The sequence below is a fragment of the Agrobacterium rosae genome (genome assembly GCF_002915175.1).
Taxonomy (GTDB): domain Bacteria; phylum Pseudomonadota; class Alphaproteobacteria; order Rhizobiales; family Rhizobiaceae; genus Agrobacterium; species Agrobacterium rosae.
Window position 1 is genome coordinate 23,375 of record NZ_NXEJ01000009.1, and the last position, 22,341, is coordinate 45,715.

Consider the following 22,341-nt stretch of genomic DNA (forward strand, 5'->3'; position numbering starts at 1 on the left):
AGAAGTTCATTTGAATGTCGCCTCTTTCGCGGGAATTGCTGATCGTCAACAAGCGCGGCCTTCACGCCCGCGCATCTGCGAAGTTCGTTCAGATGGTTGATGGCTTCGATGCGGAAATCACAGTCTCTAAAGATGGCATGACCGTTGGCGGCACCTCGATCATGGGCCTGATGATGCTTGCTGCGAGCCCCGGCTGTACGGTTGTTGTCGAAGCTAGTGGCAATCAGGCCGCGGAGGCCTTGGCAGCGCTCGAGACGCTGGTTGCAGACCGTTTCGGCGAAGAGGTTTGATAACCAAGTCATATAAAGACATAAAGACTTCTTTATATCATTATTGCCAGATTGATCTCAGCCTGATAAACCGCAGCCATCATTCGGGCAGCGGTTCGTCCTCTGCCTCCTTTTGAGCAGGAGACATTTTATGAGCGCTGAAAAAGACTACGTCGTCGCCGATATCAACCTTGCCGCCTATGGCCGCAAGGAACTCGACATCGCTGAAACCGAAATGCCAGGCCTGATGTCCTGCCGCGAAGAGTTTGGGCAGACCAAGCCTTTGAAGGGCGCACGGATTTCCGGCTCTCTGCACATGACCATTCAGACAGCCGTTCTCATCGAGACGCTGAAGGAACTGGGCGCTGACATTCGCTGGGCATCGTGCAACATATTCTCCACCCAGGACCATGCGGCAGCGGCCATTGCCGAAACCGGCATTCCGGTTTTCGCGGTCAAGGGTGAAAGCCTCACAGAATATTGGGAATATACCGACAAGATTTTCCAGTGGACCGATGGTGGCTTCTCCAACATGATCCTGGACGATGGCGGCGATGCCACCATGTACATTCTGCTCGGCGCACGCGCTGAAGCTGGCGAGGACGTCCTGTCCAACCCGACATCGGAAGAAGAAGAAATTCTCATCGCCCAGATCAAGAAGCGTCTTGCCGCTTCCCCGGGCTGGTTCACCAAGCAGCGCGATGCCATCAAGGGTGTGACTGAGGAAACAACGACGGGCGTTCATCGCCTCTACGACCTCAGCAAAAAGGGCCTGCTGCCTTTCCCTGCCATCAACGTCAATGACAGCGTCACCAAGTCGAAGTTCGACAACAAGTATGGCTGCAAGGAATCGCTGGTCGACGGCATCCGCCGCGCAACCGACGTCATGATGGCTGGCAAGGTTGCTGTTGTCTGCGGTTACGGCGATGTCGGCAAGGGTTCTGCCGCTTCGCTTCAGGGCGCTGGCGCTCGCGTCAAGGTCACGGAAATCGACCCGATCTGCGCGCTTCAGGCTGCTATGGACGGTTTTGAAGTCGTACGTCTGGAAGACGTCGTCGCCTCGGCTGACATCTTCATCACCACCACCGGCAACAAGGACGTCATCCGCATCGAGCATATGCGCGAGATGAAGGACATGGCGATCGTCGGCAACATCGGCCACTTCGACAACGAAATTCAGGTTGCTGCTCTCAAGAACCTGAAGTGGACCAACGTCAAGCCGCAGGTCGATCTCATCGAGTTCGCCAAGGGTAACCGCATGATCCTCCTTTCGGAAGGCCGTTTGCTCAACCTCGGCAACGCCACGGGCCACCCATCCTTCGTCATGTCGGCGTCCTTTACCAACCAGGTTCTGGGCCAGATCGAGCTCTTCACGAAACAGGGCGAGTACAAGAACGACGTCTACGTGCTGCCAAAGCACCTGGATGAGAAGGTCGCGCGTCTGCATCTTGAGAAGCTGGGCGTGAAGCTGACAGAACTTTCTGATCTTCAGGCAGATTATATTGGCGTGTCCAAGACGGGTCCATTTAAGGCTGAACACTACAGATATTGATTTTATGGTTAATATCCACAATTAACGCACTAGATATGGATATGGCGGGCTTGACAAAGCCCGCCATATCTTTTTGCGCCCTCCCTTCACGGGGGTTTCCGAAGGCGGTATTGTCTCAAGACTTGATTCGTGCGCGGGCATAGCGCGCGGAAATGGGATGTCTTGTCGAGAATGCGGCACATAGGACGGAGACAGACCGGGGATGACGGTAGACGATTCACGCGCGCAAAAGCGGGCGAAAAAAAACGATGAGCCGGGCAGTCTTGATGCCTCGGTATCTAAACGCTTGGCTACTTCGCTTATGGGAACCGTGAGCGCTCTGCGCGACAAGGCGAAGACACTTTCAGTCCTGATGGCGGGAACTGTCTTGAGCGGCTTTGCGGCTGTCGCCCATGCACAGCAAAACACGGTTTTGCAGACTGGAGAACGCCTGTTCTCGTCTTCAGAAACCATAACCTATTCCCTGTTTATCGGTGTTGTTTCGGCTACGCTGTTTTCCATCGTCTGGCTTGTTCGCCAGCGTGGAAATATCGAGGCCGAAACCAGCGAATACCGAACGGCTTTGTCCGAAGCCAATGCCAAGATTTCAAAATACGAAGCGCTGATTGCGGACAAATCCCGCCGTATCGTCATCTGGGAAAGCTCCAGTCAGCGTGCAGAATTTATCGGACAGCTGCCGCCTGAAACTGGCGTTCCGCAGGCTGACCACGATTTTCTGGCTTTCGGTCGCTGGCTTCGCCCCGCATCCGCAGCTCCGCTTGAAAAAGCCATCGAGAAATTGCGCAGCCATGCACAGAGTTTCGATCTGACCGTCGAAACGCAGCGCGGCGAGGTGATCGAGGTTCAAGGTCGCGTATCTGGCGGCAAGGCCTTTGCCCGTTTCGTTGCTCTCAACAATCTGCGCGCCGAACTTGCCAATCTGAAAGTCGAGCGTGAGCGGCTGGTATCGTCGATCTCGACATTCCAGGATCTGCTCGACAGCATCGAGCAGCCCGTCTGGCGACGCAATTCCGACGGCGCGCTGACATGGGTGAACCATGCCTATGCGCAGGGCGTGGACGCCCGCAATCCGCAAGAGGCCGTGACCGAACAGCGCGAATTGCTGAATACGGTGACGCGCCAGAAAATCCGCGCAAGCGCCACACCTGAATCGCCCTATCATGACCGCATCTCAACGGTGGTTTCCGGCAACCGAACGTTTTTCGACGTGGTCGATATCAAGACGCCGGGCGGTTCCGCAGGCATCGCCATCGACACGACGGAAACCGAAACCGTGCGTGAAGAACTGAAGCGCACGCTGAAAAGCCATGCCGAGACATTGGATCATCTGGCAACACCGGTTGCGATCTTCGATGGTCGGCAGCGTCTGCAATTCTACAATCAGGCTTTTGTCAGCCTTTGGGGCCTCGATCTCGTTCTGCTGGAATCCAAACCCGATAATTCCGAGCTTCTGGACCGCCTGCGCTCCGATGGCAAACTGCCGGAACAGTTGAACTGGAAGAGCTGGAAAGAGACGGCTCTTGCCGTCTACCGGTCCCTCGATACGAAAACCGACCTCTGGCACTTGCCGAACGGACAGACGCTGCGCGTCATCGCCACAGCACATCCGCAGGGCGGCGCAACCTGGGTGTTTGAAAACCTGACCGAGCAGGTCGACCTGCAAATGCGCTATAACACGCTGGTCAAGGTTCAGGGCGAAACCATCGACCATCTTTCCGAAGGTGTGGCCGTGTTCGGGGCGGACGGACGCATCCGCCTGTCGAACCCCGCCTTCCGCGCGCTCTGGGCCATCACTGGCGAAGAAGCCGAGGCTGGCAAGCATATTCGCTCTATCGAAGAAGCCTGCTCACAATCCTATGAGAAGGCGGATGGCTGGCGCGCCTTCAGCCAGTTCATCACCAGTTTCGATGATGAACGCCTGTCCAAACAGGGCACGCTCGAACTTCTGTCCGGTCTGGTGCTGGATTACGCCATTATTCCGTTGCCGGACTCGCAGACCATGCTGACCTTCGTCAATATGACGGACAGCGTACGGGCCGAGCGGGCGCTGAAGGAAAAGAATGAAGCGCTACGCAAGGCGGATGAGTTGAAGAACGATTTCGTTCAGCACGTATCCTATGAACTGCGCTCCCCCTTGACCAACATCATTGGCTTTACCGACCTTCTGAAAACGCCTGGCATCGGCGAACTCAGCGATCGTCAGGCGGAATATCTCGATCATATCTCTACGTCTTCGTCGGTGCTGCTGACGATCGTCAACGACATTCTTGATCTGGCGACGGTTGATGCAGGCATCATGCACCTCAACTACACCGAAAATGATCTGAATGAGCTTCTCGCCGATGTTTCGGTGCAGATAACCGATCGTTTACAGGAAAGCGGTGTTTTGCTGGAGATCGTCGCACCCGCACATTTGGGCGCAATCGTTGCCGACCATCAGCGTCTGAAGCAAATCCTGATCAAGCTTTTGACCAATGCCGCCAACTTCGCGCCAGAAGGTTCGGCGATTACCCTCACGTGCCAGCGCAGCGAGGGCGACTTCGTCTTCTCCGTGGCAGATCAGGGTCCGGGCATTCCGGAAGATATGTTGAAAACCGTGTTTGATCGCTTTTCGACACGCGGCAATGGCGGCCGCCGCACCGGGGCGGGCCTTGGCCTATCCATCGTGGAAAGCTTCGTCAGTCTTCACAGTGGCAATGTCACCATCGACAGCCGTCCGGGTGAAGGCACGGTCGTCAGCTGCCGCATACCATCCGGTTCCCATCCGCATTCCATCGCCGCCGAATGAACGGGACGATTTCGCCTATTTCTATTTTCCTCGCCGACGAAGCCGAGACGATCCGGCTGGGCGAGGAACTGGCACTGACTGTGAAACCCGGCGATTGCATCACCCTTGTCGGCGATCTCGGCGCGGGCAAATCGACGCTGGCGCGCGCGCTCATCCGGTCAGTCGCCGGTGACCCGTATCTCGAAGTTCCCAGCCCGACCTTCACCATCGTCCAATCCTACGATCTGCGCTTTCCCGTCGCGCATCTCGATCTCTATCGTCTGTCCAGCGTCTCCGAACTCGATGAGCTCGGCATTGACGAGATGCTGTCTGACGGCGTTTGCCTGATCGAATGGCCGGAGATGGCAGCCAGTGAGCTTCCGAGAGACAGCACCATTACGTTGCGGCTTACCCACCGCGACGAAGGACGCTTGGCGACAATCGATGTGCCACCAAGGCAGAGAGAACGGCTGGAGCGCGTGCTTGCCATTCGCAAATTTCTTGAAAGCAACGGTAAAGGAAATGCCTCCCGCCAATATTTCAGCGGCGATGCAGCTTACCGCACCTACGAACTGATAAGCGACGCCGACGGCCAGTGCCTGCTGATGGACTGGCAGCCGCCGCCGAGGGGACCAGTCATCCAGGATGGCAAAACCTACGCCGAAATCGTGCATCTCGCCCGCGAGGTCACGCCTTTCATCGCCATCGACCTCTATCTCACCGACAAGGGTTTTTCCGCACCCGCCATTCTGGCGCAGGATCTGGAACGGGGCATTCTGCTTCTCGAAGATATCGGCCGCGATGGTATTTTGGATGCCGATGGTGCGCCAATTGAAGAACGCTATCTGGCAAGCGTCGCCTGCCTTGCCGCCCTTCATGACGCACCTGCCTCAAGCGATATCAGCCTTCCGAATGGCGCGATCTATCAGGTACCGTCATTTGATGCGGATGCGATGAAGATCGAGACATCTTTGCTGTTGGACTGGTATCTCCCGCATATCCGTGGTGGAGAGACCAATGACAGTGAAAAGCAAAGCTTCTTTGCCGTCTGGGACCAGCTGATCGAAAAACTCGATGATGCGGAGACCGGGCTTTTGCTGCGGGATTTCCATTCACCCAACATCATCTGGCAACCCGAAAAAACCGGCATCCAACGGGTTGGTATTATCGACTTTCAGGATGCCATGATCGGGCCAACGGCCTACGACCTCGCCTCCATCGTTCAGGATGCCCGCGTGACAATTTCACCGGATATGCAAGCCCGGCTGATGGAACACTATCTCGATATCCGGTGCAAAAATCCTGCTTTCGATGAAAAAGCCTTTCTGAGAGCCTTTTCCATCATGGCCGCACAGCGCAATTGCAAGCTGGTGGGCATATGGGTGCGGCTGATGACGCGCGATGGCAAGCCGCATTACATGAAACACATGCCGCGCACCTTCTCCTATCTGCGCTCGGCGCTTGAGCATCCCGATCTGGCACCCTTGAACGACTGGTTCAGGAATGCGGGCATCGACATTCACTAACAGCGAAGTTTTCTCATGACGATCAGACAAGCGATGGTGCTGGCGGCAGGTCTCGGCACGAGAATGCGGCCGATTACCGATACAATCCCCAAACCTCTGGTGCGGATCGCGGGGCGGCCTATGATCGATTATGTCATCGATGTTCTCGTTGAGGCGGGCGTCGAGACCATCGCCGTCAATGTGCACCATCATGCCGACCAGATGGTTGCCCATCTTGAGGCCCGCAAGGACGTTAACATTCTGATTTCCGACGAGCGGGAACAGCTGATGAATTCCGGCGGCGGGCTTGCCAAGGGTTTGAAGCTGCTGGAGCCCGGCCCTGTCATCGTGATGAATGCGGACCTGTTCTGGGTTGGCGAAATGCCTGCTGAAGCCACTAATCTGCAAAAGCTTGCCGCGTTTTTCGATCCTGAGACCATGGATATGGCGCTGCTCTGCGTCGATATGGACCGCACCACCGGCCATAACGGCAAGAAGGATTTCAACCTTGCCGATGACGGCACGTTAACGCGCTACAATGAAGGCGAACCGCGCCCTGTGGTTTATGCCGGTGCGATTGCGATGGATACGCGGCTTCTGGATGACGCACCCACGGACGCCTTCAATCTCAACATCTATTTCGACCGTGCCATTGCCCAAAACCGGCTATTTGGCCTGTCACTTTCAGGTCAATGGATTACGGTCGGCACGCCGGATGCTATAGAAGATGCGGAACGAACAATCGCAGCTGTAGCAAACGACAAGTGAGATCACCCATTGGCGCATGCCAAGCGTATTCTAACCATCGCCCCCGGAACGCCGTTTCTCCGAACGCTGGCGGTAGCTCTGTGCGATGGTAGGCTGACACCCGGCTTTCGTTACGATGCCGCTGATCCGCTGTCGCTGGCCAAGGTCACCATCTACGTTCCGACACGCCGTTCGGCGCGTGTACTGCGGTCCGAATTCGTGGATCTTCTCGGCGGCAAATCTGCCATCCTGCCGATTATCCGTCCGTTGGGCGAAACAGATGACGATAGCGGTTTTTTCGATGTCGAAACGCCCGCGACCATCGACCTCGCCCCACCGATTTCCAGCACTGCGCGGCTGGTCGAGCTTGCGCGTCTGATCCTTGCGTGGCGCAACAGCTTGCCGGATGCCATCCGTGCCGTGCATTCCGATTCGCCGCTCGTCGCGCCTGCAAGCCCGGCGGATGCCATCTGGCTGGCGCGGTCGCTCGGCGAAGTCATCGACGCCATAGACACGGAAGATCGGGATTGGGACGCGCTCTCCAAGCTCGACACCGCCGACCATGCGCAATGGTGGCAGCTGACCGCAGACTTCCTGAAGATTGCCAGCGTCTTCTGGCCCGCGCGGCTGGAAGAACTCAACAAATCCTCTGCCGGACGGCACCGCAATGCTATTTTGCGGGCAGAAGCCGATCGCCTCACAAAGATCGGATCGGACGATCCCATCATCGTTGCGGGTTCCACAGGTTCCATTCCGGCAGCAGCAGACTTGATTGCAGCTGTCGCATCCCTCCCCCAGGGCACCGTCGTTCTGCCGGGCCTCGATATTGAAATGCCCGAGGATCAATGGCAATCGATCAATGAGAGCCCCGACGACCCGTCCAGCCGCACGCATTCGCAATATGGCCTGTTCGTTCTGCTGCAAAAGCTGGGTGTCTCTCGCAATGATGCCGAACAGATCGGGGTGCTGGACGGCGACCTACAAAACCGTGCCGCCATCTTTTCAACGGCCCTTGCTCCAGCCAAGGCCACCAGCGAGTGGAACGAGTGGCGTTCCGAAAAAAGCGATGCATTTTTCAATGAAGCCTTTGCATCGGCCTCCATCATAGAGGCTGCCAATGAACGCGAGGAGGCGACGGCAATTGCGATTGCCCTTCGTCTGGCGCTTGAAAAGCCCGGCACAGGCGGTCAGTCGCAGGCAGCACTCATCACCCCGGATCGTGGACTTGCGCGACGCGTGGCAACAGAGCTCGCCCGTTTCGGTATCGAGGCAGACGATTCCGCCGGTACGCCGCTGTCGGCAACCCCGCAGGCGGGACTGTTGATGCTGGCGCTCGAGGCCATCTTGCGGCCCGGTGATCCGGTCGCTGTCATGTCGCTGCTGAAACATCCGCTCGGACGCTTCGGTCTTGGCGAAGAGGCGGTTGGTCAGGCAGTCGCCGGTCTAGAACTGCTCGCACTTCGCGGTGGAAGAACGGAAACCACACTCGATACACTGGAAGCCCTGCTCCAGCAGCAACTAGCCATTCACACGGACGACCGGCATCCGCCGCAATGGCGAAAATCTCTGACGGAGGGTACCGACCTCGCTGCTGCCGACCTAGCGCGCCGCATCAAGGCTGCCATTGAGCCGCTGGATGCCGCGTTTATTCGCAAAGACCCCGTCAGCGGCCGGTTGACGGCGCGGCTGACGCTGGCCGACTGGGCGGAGCGGACAGGCCGGGTGATCGAGGCCATGTGTATCGATGAGAGGGGTGATCTTGCCAATCTCTGGTCGCATGAGGCGGGTGAGAAACTGTCCGGCCTTCTCTCAGAGCTGATGGACTGCGGCAGCGTGCTGGAGGCCGATGGGCCGCAATGGATCGATATCATGACGGCGCTCATTGCCGGCGAATCGATCAAACCGCGCGCGATGCGCCATCCGCGCGTCTTTATTTTCGGTGCATTGGAAGCCCGACTTCAAAGCGTCGATACCGTCATTATCGGCGGTTTGAACGAAGGCATATGGCCCGACCAGACGGCCAACAACCCGTTCCTGTCCCGCAACATGAAAACCGCCATCGGTCTGGAGCCGCCGGAACGGCGCATCGGCCAGCTGGCGCATGATTTCGAGATGGCCAATGGCACGCGTCATATTTTTTACACCCGTGCGCTGCGCCAGGGATCGACGCCCGCCGTTGCGTCGCGCTGGCTGCAACGGCTCTTGGCACTGGGTGGCGACGAGTTTGCGGACACGCTGAAAGCGCGCGGGACAGCGTACCGGCACTGGGCCACCATGCTGGATGAGGGTGAAAGCCAGCAAGCCGCCAAGCGCCCTGCCCCGACACCGCCTGCGGAGCTGCAACCGAAATCCTATTCCTTCAGCGAAGTGGGTAGGCTGCGGCGCGATCCCTATTCCATCTATGCGCGGCGCATTCTGAAACTCGATCCGCTGGACGAGTTCAACCGCGATCCGGGTGCTGCCGACCGTGGAACACTCTATCACCGCATCATGGAAACCTATTCTCGCGAAGAGCATGTGCCGGGTACGCCTGCGTCCGAAGAAGCGATGTTTCGCGTGCTGCATGGCTGTTTCGATGCGGAAAACCTACCGCCACATATCGATGTGGTTTGGCGGCCCCGCTTCGAAGCTGTCGCCCGCGAGTTTCTGAAATGGGAAAAAGACCATCGCGCGCTGGTCAAGCGCAGCCACATCGAAGCACGGGCCGGACAGGAAATTCCGGAAGCGGGCATTCGCCTGACTGGCGTTGCAGACCGCATCGATATCAAGACCTCTGGCAAGGCCGATATCATCGATTACAAAACCGGCCTCTCACCCTCCGTCAAACAGGCACGCTCGCTGCTCGATCCGCAATTGCCGCTGGAAGCGGCGGCCCTGATGCGCGGCGCGTTTCGCGATACGGGCTCTCCGACACCGGAGGATTTGATCTATGTGCGTCTGCGGCCCGGCGAGCGCTTCGGAACAGATACGATCAACAATGAACACGCCAAGGCAACGGCGAAAGTTGCGCCAAAGTCGGCGGTGGACCTGGCGAGTGATTCCATCGATCAGCTGGCCAAATTCGTGATTTCTCTTCGCGAGGGCAAGAACGGCTTCGTTTCGCGGCTGATCCCCGAGGAACAGCAGGCCTATGGCGGCGAATATGACCACCTTGCCCGTGTGTCCGAATGGTCGACGGCAGAGCCGGGAGATAGCGATGCTGAATGACATCATCGATCACGGCCCTGAACAGGACGATCCAAAAAGCTGGATCGACTGGACGAGCGCGCAGCAGACCCGCGCGTCCGACCCCACCAGCTCCGCCTGGGTGTCGGCGAATGCCGGTTCCGGCAAGACGCACGTTTTGACGCAGCGGGTGATCCGCCTGCTTCTGGCCGGTTGCCGCCCGTCCGCCATCCTGTGTCTGACCTATACCAAGGCCGCGGCATCGGAAATGTCGAGCCGCGTATTCGACAGGCTGGCAGACTGGGCCACGCTTTCCAACGCCGATCTCAGTGATCGCATCACCGCCATCGAAGGCCGTGTTCCAGATCTCATCAAGTTGAAAGAAGCACGACGCCTTTTTGCAAAGGCCTTGGAAACGCCGGGTGGCCTGAAAATCCAGACCATCCATGCCTTCTGCGAAGCACTTCTTCATCAATTTCCGCTGGAAGCCAATGTCGCCGGGCATTTCTCAGTGCTGGATGACCGTGCCGCAAGTACGCTTCTGACAGAAGCGCGCCGCACGCTTCTGACCGCAGTCTCCATGGAGGCCGATCAGCCACTGGCGCAGGCCCTTGCCTATGTCCTCGATATCGCGGATGAGACCGGGCTGGAAGCCTTGCTCAGCGCCATTGTGTCAAACCGCAACGCGATCAGCGGCTTTCTCGAACAGGCAAGCCGCAGCGGCGGTATCGATGCCACGCTTCGGGCTAAGGCTGGCATTGGCGCTGAGGAAACGGAAGAAACGGCAGCCGCGGCCTATTGGCCCCTGCCCGGTCTATCCGGTCTATCGATGGAAACCTATCTAACCCTAGGCGACGAAATTGGTGGATCGCGCGTGATCGACGTCGCCTATGCGCTTCGTGAAGCCGCCCGCACGACAGATGTCTTCAAACGTGTTGAGTTCATCGAAGCCGCTCTTTTAACTTCACAAGGCGCAGCGAAGTCCGACGCTTACGTCATCAACAAGGCCATGCAGAAATCCGCCCCTGCCCTGCTGGACGATCTGGCAGCGGCGCGTGCCCATGTCGTCGCCTGCCGCGATCGCTACCGCACCATCCGTATGCTGGAAGCGACGAAACATGCGCTGACTCTCGCGGAACGGCTGATCGGTGATTTTGAAGATTTGAAGAAACAGCGCAGCCAGCTGGATTTCGAGGATCTGATCGAACGCGCCGCTACGCTTTTGAACCGCGATACGGCGGGTGCCTGGGTTCATTACAAGCTGGATCAGGGTATCGATCACATTCTGGTGGATGAGGCGCAGGACACCAGCCCTGTGCAGTGGTCCATCATCCAGTCACTGGCCGCCGATTTCTTCCATGGTGAAACCGCGCGCGATGGTCGGCGCACGGTGTTTGCGGTGGGTGACGAGAAGCAGTCGATCTACTCCTTCCAAGGCGCACGGCCGGAGCGTTTCTCGCAGGAAAGTCGGGAGACACAGCGGCGCGTTACTGCCGTGGAGCAAACATTCCATTCCGTCCGCCTACCCCTTTCCTTCCGTTCAACGGACGATGTTCTTGCCGCGGTCGATCAGGTCTTTTCCCTGCCAGAACATGCGGAAGGACTTAGCGCCGAGAAGGAACCCGTCGAACACCGCTCCAACCGCCAAGGACAGGCGGGCACCGTCGAACTGTGGGACATGATCGCCGCCGAACCGGTTGAAAACGAAGAAGACTGGACGGCACCCTTCGATGCGCTGCGCGAAAGCGCACCGCCCGCAATCGTCGCGCGCCGCATCGCTGCCCGCATTGCCGAGATGATCGGCAAGGAGACCGTGGTCGAGAACGGCGTGGAACGCACCATTGAGGCAGGCGATATTCTGGTTCTGGTCAGAAAACGCCATGCCTTCGTCAACGCGCTGACCCGCGAGTTGAAGCAGCGAAAGAACATTCCCGTCGCCGGTGCCGACCGATTGCGCCTGACCGATCACATCGCCATTCAGGATCTTCTGGCGCTTGGCCGCTTCGTGCTGTTGCCGCAGGACGATTTGTCTCTATCGGCGCTGCTGAAAAGTCCGCTGTTCAATCACTCTGAAGAAGACATTTTCGACATCGCGGCCAAACGCCCTCCAGACACCAGTGTTTGGCAATATTTGCGAGTGGTATCAGAACAGCCCGAGGGCAGTCATTTCGTTGCTTCCGTGGCGCAACTTCTACACTTCATCGAACTGTCGAAGACGCAGACGATCCATGACTTCTTTGCTGCCGTGCTGACCCTGCATGAAGGTCGCGCAAAATTCCTCGGGCGGCTGGGCAATGAAGCCAGCGACGTCATGGACGAATTTCTGTCGTTCGCGCTCGATCATGAAAGGACAGGCCTTCCCGGCCTGCAATCCTTTATTTCCGTGATGGAAACCGACGCGCCCGAGATCAAGCGCGAGCAGGACAAGGAACGCGGCGAAGTCCGCATCATGACCGTGCATGCGTCCAAGGGTCTTGAAGCGCCGGTTGTTTTTCTGGTCGATGGAGGTTCGAAGGCCTTTATTCATAGCCATCTGCCGAAACTGCGTTTTATCGAAACCCATGATACCTCTCTGCCTATTTGGCTGCCCGGCAAGGGCTTCGACAATGCGCTGGTGTCGAAAGATGAGGATCGACTCAAGCTTTCGGCCGAGCAGGAATATCGCCGCCTTCTTTACGTGGCGATGACGCGTGCTGCCGATCATCTGATCGTCTGCGGCTATCGCGGCCCCCGGGAAAATCTCGATTGCTGGCATGCGATGATCGCGCGTTCGCTGACCGCAGATGAAAACCGCTGCAAACGCCAGGGTTTTTCCGCTGGCGGCGAAGAGTGGGATGGTCTCCTGTGGCATTCGACCAGCCGCGACGCTAAGGCCATCGCCAAAACCGAACCGCCGCCCCTTCCCGTTCGGGATGGGCTGCCCCCACCTCTCATGCAGCCCTTGCCGCCACCACCGGTTCTACCGCGCCCGCTCAGCCCTTCCGGTGCCGGAACCATCATAGATGATGGTTCGGAGGACCTGCTGGTCACATCACCGCTATTTGCCAAACAGGAGGTCTCATCCGGCCTTGCGTTGCAACGCGGCAAGCTCGTTCACCGGATGCTGCAGACATTGCCTGAATACCCATCGGAACAGCGTGACGCCACCGCCCGCCGGTATGCGGAACGCGCCGCCCGGTTCTGGCCCGAGCACGAGCGTGAAAAACTGATCCGCTCGACGCTGGCAGTGCTGTCAGAACCCGCGCTTCAGCCCGCCTTTTCCGCCAATAGCCGTGCAGAAATCTCGATCATGGGGACCTTGCGGCTGGGTACGAAGGACTATTCCGTATCTGGCCGGATCGACCGACTGGCGGTAGATGGAGACCGCGTTATTCTGGTCGATTACAAGACGAACCGTGTTCCACCTGTCAAAGACGCGGATATACCCCTGGCACACAAGGCGCAGCTTGCGATCTATAAAAGTATTCTGGAGCCGCTTTACCCTGATAAGAGCTTTACCTGTGCACTGGTCTATACGGAAAACGCCTCGTTCGTGACGCTCAGTGACGAGGCGTTATCCGCTGCCCTTGCTGCAATCGAGACAAAGTGAGATACCGGACATTGAAATTGCCGGCCATCGGCATCACATTCTAATCAACCAAAAGAGACACCGAAAGGAGAGCCATCCATGGCTACCGTGAAAGTCGATACGTCCAACTTCCAGGCCGAAGTTCTTGATTCCGTCGAGCCCGTCGTCGTTGATTTCTGGGCTGAATGGTGCGGCCCGTGCAAGATGATTGCGCCGAGCCTCGAAGAAATCGCAACCGAACTTGCTGGTAAGGTGAAGGTCGTCAAGCTCAACATCGACGAGAACCCTGAACTGGCAGCACAGTTCGGCGTTCGCTCGATCCCGACTCTTGCGATGTTCAAGGGCGGCGAAGTGGCGGACATCAAGGTCGGCGCAGCGCCCAAGACTGCGCTTTCGGCCTGGATTTCCAGCGCCGCTTGATTGAGTGCAAAAGATAAAGTGAGAAAAGCCCGGTCATTGCCGGGCTTTTTCTTTTGAAATAATCCCCATTCCCACCGGATGGAGCGGCTCAATTCTCAAAGTCGATGTTCGCAGGCTTTACTTCGGAACCGTGCCGTTCAACGCCAGCGCATTGCCCGCCAGATAGAGTGATCCACCGATCAAAATGCGCGGTGCCGGTTTGCCAGGCACAAGACGTCTTGTGAGTTCTTCCAAGGCCTCCTCGATGGAGGATGTCGGTGCCGCAACCAGCCCGGCATCAAATACCGCATGCGCCAGCACCACCGGGTCAATCGCGGCATCCGTGCCATGGATCGGCACCGTGAAAACGTATTGCGCAATATCGGCAAACGCCTTGAAATATCCGACCTGATCCTTGGTGTTGATCATACCGGCAATGAGAAACAGCGGACGAGCCTGCTTTTCTTCAAAGCCCGCCATGGCCTCGGAAATGACTTCGCCAGCACCGGGATTATGTCCGCCATCGATCCAGATTTCCGAGCCCGCGGGTGCAAAATCGACGATGCGGCCGGTCTTGATGCGTTGCAGGCGGCCCGGCCACTCGACCGATGCCATCGCCGTTTCGATCATCTTGTCCGTCACTTCGAAGCCAGCGGCCTTGACGGCACGGATGGCGGCGGCGGCGTTGGCGAGTTGGTGGCGGCCGGGAAGGCGTGGCAATGGGGCGTCCACCAGGCTGAATTCATCCTGATAGACCATGCGCCCGAATTCTTCGTGGGCGGAGTAATCCTGCCCGTAAACGGCTGTCGGGCATTTCAGGCGCTCCGCGGTTTGCACGAGCACATCAAGCGCGGCATCATATTCCTGATGGCCGATGACGACAGGCGAGCCTGATTTCATGATCCCGGCTTTTTCAGCTGCGATCAATTCGACGCTGTCTCCAAGATAGGCCTGGTGGTCGAGCGAAATCGGCATGATAATCGAAACCGCAGGGTTCGTGATCACATTGGTCGCGTCGAAACGGCCGCCGAGGCCAACCTCGATGATAGCAGCATCGGCTGGATGCTCCGCGAACAAAACGAAGGTGACGGCGGTCAGGATTTCAAAGACAGTGATCATCTGCCCGCCATTGGCGGCGGCCACGCGTTCCAGGGCATCGGCCAGAACCGCATCTTCAACGTAGCGGCCCTTTTCACCACGAATGCCGAGGCGGTAGCGTTCGTACCAATTGACGAGATGCGGAGAGGTGTGGACGTGAACGCCAAGGCCCGCGGCTTCCAGAAGCGCGCGGCTGAAGGCTGTGAACGAGCCTTTGCCGTTGGTACCGGCAACATGGATAATGGGCGGCAATCGTTCGTGCGGATTGCCGAGCTTTTCGAGGAGGATGGTGATCCTGCCGAGCGACAGATCGAAGCCTTTGGGGTGCAGCCCCAAAAGCTTTTCGATGATCCGTTCTGCCTCGCTTTGCGCGGGCGTCGTCATATCCGTCATTGGCCCCTCCGGAGCCCAGTCGCGAATGACGTCAGGCGGAAGCGGCCAGTGGCAGGATTTCCGTAGACGTATCGGCTGGTGCCTTGGTCATGATCTTGAACAAGCTGGCCAGCGTATCGGGAATTTCACGCCGATCCACGACCATGTCGACCATGCCGTGATCCAGCAGATATTCCGATGTCTGGAAGCCCTCTGGCAGCTTTTCGCGGATCGTCTGTTCGATCACCCGCTTGCCTGCGAAGCAGATTTCAGCACCCGGTTCGGCAATGTGCACGTCGCCCAGCATGGCGTAGGATGCCGTCACGCCACCCGTTGTCGGGTTGGTCAGCACGACGATGTAAGGCATGCCCGCTTCCTTGAGCATGTTGACCGCAACCGTGGTGCGCGGCAGCTGCATCAAAGACAGGATGCCTTCCTGCATGCGTGCACCACCGGAGGCCGGGAACATCACTACAGGGCAACGCTCGGAAATGGCGCGCTCGAAGGCCTTTACGATGGCTTCACCGGCAGCAATTCCGAGTGAGCCACCCATGAATTGGAATTCGTGCACGATGGCGACGATCTTCAAACCCTGGAGCTTGCCGACGCCCGCCAGGATCGTATCTTCCTGTTCGGTCTTCACGCGGCTGTCGCGCAGACGATCCGAATATTTCTTGGAATCGCGAAACTTCAACGGGTCCTGGGCGACCTTGGGCTGCGGCAGCGCTTCGTAAGTGCCACCGTCGAACAGGTCTTCAAGACGTGCCTTGGCCGGCATCTTCATATGAAAACCGGAGGCCGGGATGACCCACTTGTTTTCTTCGAGATCCTTATGAAAAACCATCTCGCCCGTCTCGGGGCATTTGATCCAGAGATTTTCCGGTGTCTCGCGGCGGCCAAGCATGGAGTTGATCCGAGGCCGTACGTAATTGGTGATCCAGTTCACGTCTAATACTCCTGACTATCTGCGCTGAACCGAAGACTTATTCGGCAGCGGCAAGGCGCGATGCGCGCACACCTGTTGAAAGTCCCTTTACCAGCGTTGTGACGAAGGGAACAGTGTCATTCGTGGCTTTGCCATCCTTGGTCAGGCTGGCGGCAATCTGGTTGACGATGACAGATCCGACAACGACGCCATCGGCAACAGCGCCGATGGCACGGGCATGATCTGCGGTCTTGACGCCAAATCCGACGCAGACCGGAAGGCCGGTATGGGATTTGATCCGACCGACGGCACCGGAAATCAGCGCCGGTTCCGGCAATGCCGAACCGGTGATCCCGTTGGTCGAAACATAATAAACGAAGCCCGAGGTGTTTTTGAGAACAGTGGGCAGTCGCTTCTCATCGGTCGTTGGCGTCGCAAGACGAATGAAATTGATGTCGCGACTCAAGGCCGGAACGCAAAGCTCATCGTCCATTTCCGGCGGCAGATCAACGACGATGAGGCCATCTATGCCAGCCGCCAACGCGTCATCCAAAAACTTTTCAACGCCATAGATGTAGATGGGATTGTAATAGCCCATCAAAACGATCGGTGTCGCACTATCCTGCTTGCGAAATTCCCGTGCCAGATCGAGCGTGGTTTTTAACGTCTGTCCGCCCTTCAGCGCACGCTGTGCGGCAAGCTGAATGGCTGGGCCATCTGCCATGGGGTCGGAAAAGGGCATACCGAGTTCGATCACATCGGCACCAGCGTCCGGCAACGATTTCATAATGCCGAGCGACGTCTCAAAATCCGGATCGCCACCCATGAAATAGGTGATCAGTGCGGGGCGATTTTCAGCGCGCAAATCAGCAAAGCGCTTGTCCATACGTGCAGTCATGATTACGCACCCATTTCCAGAAGTTTCGCCACGGTGAAGATGTCCTTGTCGCCACGGCCGCACAGGTTCATGACGATGATCTGATCCTTATCCATCTTTGGAGCACGCTTGACGACTTCCGCCAGCGCATGCGCAGGCTCAAGGGCGGGAATGATGCCCTCTGTGCGTGTCAGCAACTGGAAGGCATCCAGCGCCTCATTGTCCTTGATGGGCACATATTCGACGCGGCCTGCATCTTTCAGCCACGAATGTTCTGGGCCGATGCCGGGATAATCGAGACCTGCGGAAATCGAGTGACCTTCCTTGATCTGGCCATCGCTGTCTTGCAACAGATAGGTGCGATTGCCGTGCAGCACGCCGGGTGAACCGGCTGTGAGAGACGCGCAATGCTCCTCACCTTCAAGACCCTTACCGCCTGCTTCAACGCCGACGATCTTGACGCTGGCGTCGTCGAGGAAGGGGTGGAACAGGCCGATGGCGTTAGAGCCACCACCAACCGCAGCCACGAGCATGTCGGGAAGACGCCCTTCAGCTGCCATCATCTGCTCACGCACTTCGTGGCCGATGACGGATTGGAAGTCTCGAACCATTTCCGGGTATGGATGCGGACCAGCTGCGGTGCCGATCATGTAATAGGTGTCATCGACATTGGTGACCCAATCACGCAAGGCCTCGTTCATGGCATCTTTCAGCGTGCCATGACCTGCTGTCACCGGAATGACTTCTGCACCCAGAAGCTTCATGCGAAAGACATTGGGTGCCTGACGCTCGACATCTGTTGCACCCATGTAGACCACGCATGGAATACCGAAACGGGCAGCGACGGTTGCCGAGGCAACGCCATGCTGACCGGCACCGGTTTCCGCGATGATACGGGTCTTGCCCATGCGCTTGGCGAGCAGGATTTGTCCGAGGCAATTGTTGATCTTGTGCGAACCGGTGTGGTTCAGTTCGTCACGCTTGAAGTAAATCTTTGCGCCGCCCAGCTCATGCGTCAGTCGCTCGGCAAAATAGAGCGGGCTCGGGCGGCCGGTATAATGGGTGTTGAGGTGGGTCAGCTCTGCCTGGAACTCGGGATCGGTCTTGGCCTTGTTCCATTCGGCTTGGAGATCAAGGATCAGCGGCATCAACGTTTCGGCCACGAAGCGGCCTCCGTAGATACCGAAGCGCCCGTCCTCATCGGGACCAGCGCGGAAAGAGTTGGGTTTCACCGTTTCGTTCACTCTTAAACTCCCTGCGGCCTTGCCGATCGGACCGCATCGAAAAATGCGTCGATCATGGCCAAATCCTTCACACCCGGCGCGCTTTCGACACCAGACGATGCATCTATTCCCCTCGCCCCGGTTTCTTCCAAGGCTTCAGCGATATTGTCTTTGTTCAATCCCCCGGAAAGCATGTAATCTACGCCTTCGTCAAGAGTGCGCAGCAAGGTCCAATCGAAGGACACGCCATTCCCGCCTGGAAGATCGGAACCCGCTGGCGGTTTGGCATCGAACAGGAACTTGTCGGCAATCCCTATATAGGGATGAATTTTGGCAAGATCATCGCCATCACGAATGGAAAACGCTTTTATGACGGGCAATCCGTAGACAGCTTTGATGTTCAGTACTCTCTCCGGAGTTTCGCTGCCATGCAGTTGCAGCATGTCCGGCTTCAGCAAATCGATGATCTCGTCCAGCTCGTCATTGTCGGCATTGACGGTAACGGCCACGATCTTGACGCTGCCGCGCACGGCATCGGCCAGCTTGCCTGCGATGTCAGGCTCGATATTGCGTGGGCTCTTTTCAAAGAAGATAAAGCCGATATGGGTCGCACCGCGTCTAACGGACCGCTCAATGGCGTCCGCCGACTTCAGTCCGCAAATCTTTATGTCCGGTTTCATAGGGTGGGAGGTGCCACGAAATGCGTCCAAAGTCGAGCCAAATCCATTTTCCGCGGACAGAGAACGAGTGTTTCACGTGAATCCAAAACCGTTTGGAACGCTTCAGTCGAAGTCGATGGCATGGAGTTGTGATCCATTGCGCTTCAACCAAGCCTTTGAGGTTTCAGTATGCGGGCAGAGCCGTTCACATAAGGCCCAGAATTTTGGGCCGTGATTCATCTCGCGCAGATGTGCGACCTCATGGGCGGCGAGGTAATCAATGACGCTTTCCGGTGCCATGACGATGCGCCAGGAAAAACTGAGATTGCCTTCGTGCGAGCAGGAGCCCCACCGGCTGCGGGTGTCTTTCATGGAAATGGAGCGAACGGATTTGCCGACTGTTTTTGCGTGAACAGCGACCAGCCGTTCCAGATCGGCGCGCGCTTCTTTTTTCAAGAACGTCGCAATGCGCTTGCCCAAGCTTTCCGGTAAGCCGCTCACTCGCAGCACGGCCTCGCCGTCCGCGTTTGTCACCACATGTGTCACGCCGCGCAATGTGCCGGTGTGCTCGATGCGGTGTGCAACGCCGCGGATATCGATCTTGCCGCCATCCACGATACCTGCATCGTCCGAAAACTTTGCCAGTCTGTTTTTCAGCCAGCCATTATAACGGTCCAGAAAGTCATCGACCTCACGGTGATGTAGACCATAGGGAATGGTCATCTTCAGCGCTTTGCCACCTGGTTCGATGCGAAGTGTGATGCGGGTTGCGCGTTGGTTTTCCTTGATGGTGATAGGCAAGCTACGACCGCCAACCTCCACCAAACGCTGAGAGGGCGCGGCTTTCGCGGAGGCAGGTTGTTTCGGAGACTTTCGGAGAAGCGAAAACATGTCCTTTCATAGCGATTCGCACCACAAAAAGCTATCCGCCTGTCCTTAAGCAGCCTTCTCATGTTTGCGCATAAAATCCACCATGCGCGGCACGATATCGCTGCGGAAGCGCGAACCGTTGAAAACGCCGTAATGGCCGACATCCGGCTGCATGTAATGCTCACGCTTGCTGTCTGGAAGATTGAGACAGATGTCATGCGCCGCCTTGGTCTGGCCGACGCCGGAGATATCGTCGTTCTCACCCTCCACTGTGAAAAGTGCCGTATGTCGAATGGCCGACGGATCGACCGCCCTGCCCTTGTGTAACATCATGCCTTTGGGCAGAGCATGTTCGATGAAGACCGTTTCGACCGTCTGGAGATAGAACTCCGCTGTCAGATCCATCACGGCCAGATATTCATCATAGAACTCGCGATGTTTCTCCGCCGAATCCCCGTCATTCTTGACGAGATTGAGGTAGAAATCCTTATGCGCCGTCATGTGCCGGTCGAGGTTCATCGACATGAAGCCGGAGAGCTGTAGAAAGCCTGGATAGACGGGACGGCCGAAACCCGGCTGCGGCCATGGCACCTGCATTACCACATTGTCGCGAAACCATTCGATTGGCTTGCCTTTAGCCATCTCATTGACGGCAGTGGGATTGATACGCGTATCGATTGGCCCACCCATCAGCGTCATCGAGGCAGGAGCGCATGTGTCATCATCCGCTTCCATCAGGGACACGGCGGCGAGAACCGGCACGGATGGCTGACAAACGGCCACGACATGCACGCCTTCGCCGATGTGATGCAGCATATCGATGACGTGGGAGATATAGTCGTCTAGGTCGAACCCGCCGTCCGTTACCGGCACCGTTCGCGCATCTATCCAGTCGGTAATGTAAATCTCGCCGTAAGGGAGCAAAGCTTCAACGGTGCCACGCAGCAAAGTGGAGTAATGGCCTGACATGGGCGAAACGATCAATATTTTTGGGTCAGCCTTGCGATTTGCGCCGAGATCACGATTGAATCGCACCAGATTACAGAATGGTCTCGACCAAACGGTTTCCTCGATAACGCTCACGGGCTTGCCGTCAACCACGGTAGAGGACAGACCGAATTCAGGTTTTCCATAACGCCGGGTCAATCGCTCGAAAACCTCGAAACCTGCATCCATGCTGCGCCCGAAGGCGGTATTGGATAAAGGGCTGAGTGGATTGCTATAGGCCTGGCGCATCATATCTGCACCTGCCCTCAGCGGGGCCATGGCCGCATGGTTCATTTCATAGAGATGATAGAACATGGATGAACGCCTCCCGTCGTTTATCTTGGTCTTTTGCAGGATAGTAGCATCTTTTCGCACATGCACAAAATGCGCTAAGCGCTGGTGAGTTGCACCAGCGCTTAAATTGCTTCCAGAGATAATGGCTCTAACCGAAGCTGACGCTTAAACGTCGGCGACGAAAGTCTGCTTCTGAGTTCCCAGACCTTCGATGCCGAGTTCGACAACATCGCCAGCTTTCAGGAAGCGCTGTGGCTTCATGCCAAGGCCGACGCCGGGAGGCGTGCCGGTGGAGATAACATCTCCGGGATGCAGGGACATGAACTGGCTGAGATAGGAAACGACGTGAGCGACACCATAGACCATGGTTTTGCTGGAACCGTTCTGCATCGTCTCACCATTGACCTTCAGCCACATACCAAGGTTTTGTGGATCGGCAACTTCATCCTTGGTCACGAGCCATGGACCGATTGGGCCGAAGGTGTCGCAGGATTTTCCCTTGGTCCACTGGCCCTGGCGCTCTGACTGAAACGCGCGCTCCGAGACATCATGTGAAACACAATAGCCGGCGACGTAATCCAGCGCATCGGCTTCAGAGACATATTTCGCTGTCTTGCCGATGACGACACCGAGTTCGACTTCCCAGTCCGTCTTCTCCGAACCGCGCGGGATAACGACATTGTCGTCGGGGCCGACGATGGCGGAGGTGGCCTTCATGAAGATAACCGGTTCGGACGGCACCTTCGCACCGGTTTCGGCAGCGTGGTCGGAGAAGTTGAGCCCGATGCAAATGAACTTGCCCGTGCCGGAAACGCAGGCTCCGATGCGCTCGCCGGACAGAACGGGAAGCGAAGAGAGATCGATGGCAGCAATTTTTTTGAGACCCTCCGGCGAGATTGCCTCTCCGCCGATATCTTTCACGTGTGAAGAAAGATCACGGACCTTTCCATCCGTATCGAGGATTGCTGGCTTTTCCTGGCCGGGTTGGCCGACGCGCATCAGTTTCATAGGTCTCTCCCACTTGCATTTGATTATGCATATATGAACGAACTATTTATCCTTGT

Annotated in this window: 16 protein-coding genes; 8 read left to right on the forward strand and 8 right to left on the reverse strand. The window is 57.3% G+C overall.

The features are described 5' to 3' along the window. Window positions 1–14 precede the first annotated feature (14 nt). The 8 genes from CPJ18_RS19940 (at window position 15) to trxA (ending at window position 13,993) form a co-directional block, all read left to right on the forward strand. Complete coding sequence (locus CPJ18_RS19940) at window positions 15–290, forward strand: HPr family phosphocarrier protein (protein WP_077104979.1); 276 nt, start codon at window positions 15–17, stop codon at window positions 288–290. A gap of 130 nt (window positions 291–420) precedes the next feature. Next, window positions 421–1,821 (forward strand): adenosylhomocysteinase, encoded by a 1,401-nt coding sequence (ahcY, locus tag CPJ18_RS19945; protein WP_103586992.1) that lies wholly within the window; start codon window positions 421–423, stop codon window positions 1,819–1,821. Window positions 1,822–2,023: 202 nt separating this feature from the next. Then, complete coding sequence (locus tag CPJ18_RS19950) at window positions 2,024–4,609, forward strand: sensor histidine kinase (RefSeq protein WP_103659745.1); 2,586 nt, start codon at window positions 2,024–2,026, stop codon at window positions 4,607–4,609. Beyond that, window positions 4,606–6,114 (forward strand): tRNA (adenosine(37)-N6)-threonylcarbamoyltransferase complex ATPase subunit type 1 TsaE, encoded by a 1,509-nt coding sequence (tsaE, locus tag CPJ18_RS19955; protein ID WP_103659746.1) that lies wholly within the window; start codon window positions 4,606–4,608, stop codon window positions 6,112–6,114. The genes CPJ18_RS19950 and tsaE overlap by 4 nt, the downstream gene beginning before the upstream one ends. Before the next feature lie 15 nt (window positions 6,115–6,129). Next, window positions 6,130–6,861, forward strand: coding sequence for a nucleotidyltransferase family protein (locus CPJ18_RS19960; protein ID WP_103659747.1), 732 nt, complete (start codon window positions 6,130–6,132; stop codon window positions 6,859–6,861). A 9-nt stretch (window positions 6,862–6,870) separates the two neighbouring features. Next, window positions 6,871–10,047, forward strand: coding sequence for a double-strand break repair protein AddB (addB, locus tag CPJ18_RS19965; protein ID WP_103659748.1), 3,177 nt, complete (start codon window positions 6,871–6,873; stop codon window positions 10,045–10,047). Then, on the forward strand, window positions 10,037–13,594 hold the full coding sequence (addA, locus tag CPJ18_RS19970) for a double-strand break repair helicase AddA (RefSeq protein WP_103659749.1): 3,558 nt from the start codon (window positions 10,037–10,039) through the stop codon (window positions 13,592–13,594). The genes addB and addA overlap by 11 nt, the downstream gene beginning before the upstream one ends. A gap of 78 nt (window positions 13,595–13,672) precedes the next feature. Continuing rightward, the gene (trxA, locus tag CPJ18_RS19975) at window positions 13,673–13,993 is read left to right on the forward strand and encodes a thioredoxin (protein ID WP_067646133.1); all 321 of its coding nucleotides are present in this window, start codon (window positions 13,673–13,675) and stop codon (window positions 13,991–13,993) included. 117 nt (window positions 13,994–14,110) lie between these two features. On the opposite strand, the gene CPJ18_RS19980 is transcribed toward trxA, so the two are convergent. The 8 genes from CPJ18_RS19980 to CPJ18_RS20015 all read right to left on the reverse strand — a co-directional run bounded on the left by CPJ18_RS19980 (window position 14,111) and on the right by CPJ18_RS20015 (window position 22,285). Then, window positions 14,111–15,454: a bifunctional folylpolyglutamate synthase/dihydrofolate synthase gene (locus CPJ18_RS19980; RefSeq protein WP_103659932.1), complete on the reverse strand. Its 1,344-nt coding sequence runs from the start codon at window positions 15,452–15,454 to the stop codon at window positions 14,111–14,113. A 40-nt stretch (window positions 15,455–15,494) separates the two neighbouring features. Continuing rightward, entirely contained in the window at window positions 15,495–16,388 is an 894-nt protein-coding gene (gene accD / locus CPJ18_RS19985) for an acetyl-CoA carboxylase, carboxyltransferase subunit beta (RefSeq protein ID WP_103659750.1), read from the reverse strand. Window positions 16,389–16,425: 37 nt separating this feature from the next. Further along, window positions 16,426–17,265 carry a tryptophan synthase subunit alpha gene (gene trpA / locus CPJ18_RS19990; protein ID WP_103659751.1) on the reverse strand — a complete coding sequence of 280 codons (840 nt, stop codon included), beginning with the start codon at window positions 17,263–17,265 and terminating at the stop codon, window positions 16,426–16,428. A gap of 2 nt (window positions 17,266–17,267) precedes the next feature. Beyond that, window positions 17,268–18,488: a tryptophan synthase subunit beta gene (gene trpB, locus CPJ18_RS19995; protein ID WP_103659752.1), complete on the reverse strand. Its 1,221-nt coding sequence runs from the start codon at window positions 18,486–18,488 to the stop codon at window positions 17,268–17,270. Between the two features lie 2 nt (window positions 18,489–18,490). Further along, entirely contained in the window at window positions 18,491–19,147 is a 657-nt protein-coding gene (locus tag CPJ18_RS20000) for a phosphoribosylanthranilate isomerase (protein ID WP_103659753.1), read from the reverse strand. Between the two features lie 102 nt (window positions 19,148–19,249). Further along, window positions 19,250–20,017, reverse strand: a complete 768-nt coding sequence (locus tag CPJ18_RS20005) for a M48 family metallopeptidase (protein WP_103659754.1) — start codon at window positions 20,015–20,017, stop codon at window positions 19,250–19,252. Between the two features lie 45 nt (window positions 20,018–20,062). Further along, the gene (locus tag CPJ18_RS20010; protein ID WP_103659755.1) at window positions 20,063–21,298 is read right to left on the reverse strand and encodes a polyhydroxyalkanoate depolymerase; all 1,236 of its coding nucleotides are present in this window, start codon (window positions 21,296–21,298) and stop codon (window positions 20,063–20,065) included. 144 nt (window positions 21,299–21,442) lie between these two features. Further along, window positions 21,443–22,285, reverse strand: coding sequence for a fumarylacetoacetate hydrolase family protein (locus CPJ18_RS20015; protein WP_103659756.1), 843 nt, complete (start codon window positions 22,283–22,285; stop codon window positions 21,443–21,445). Between the last annotated feature and the right edge of the window lie 56 nt (window positions 22,286–22,341).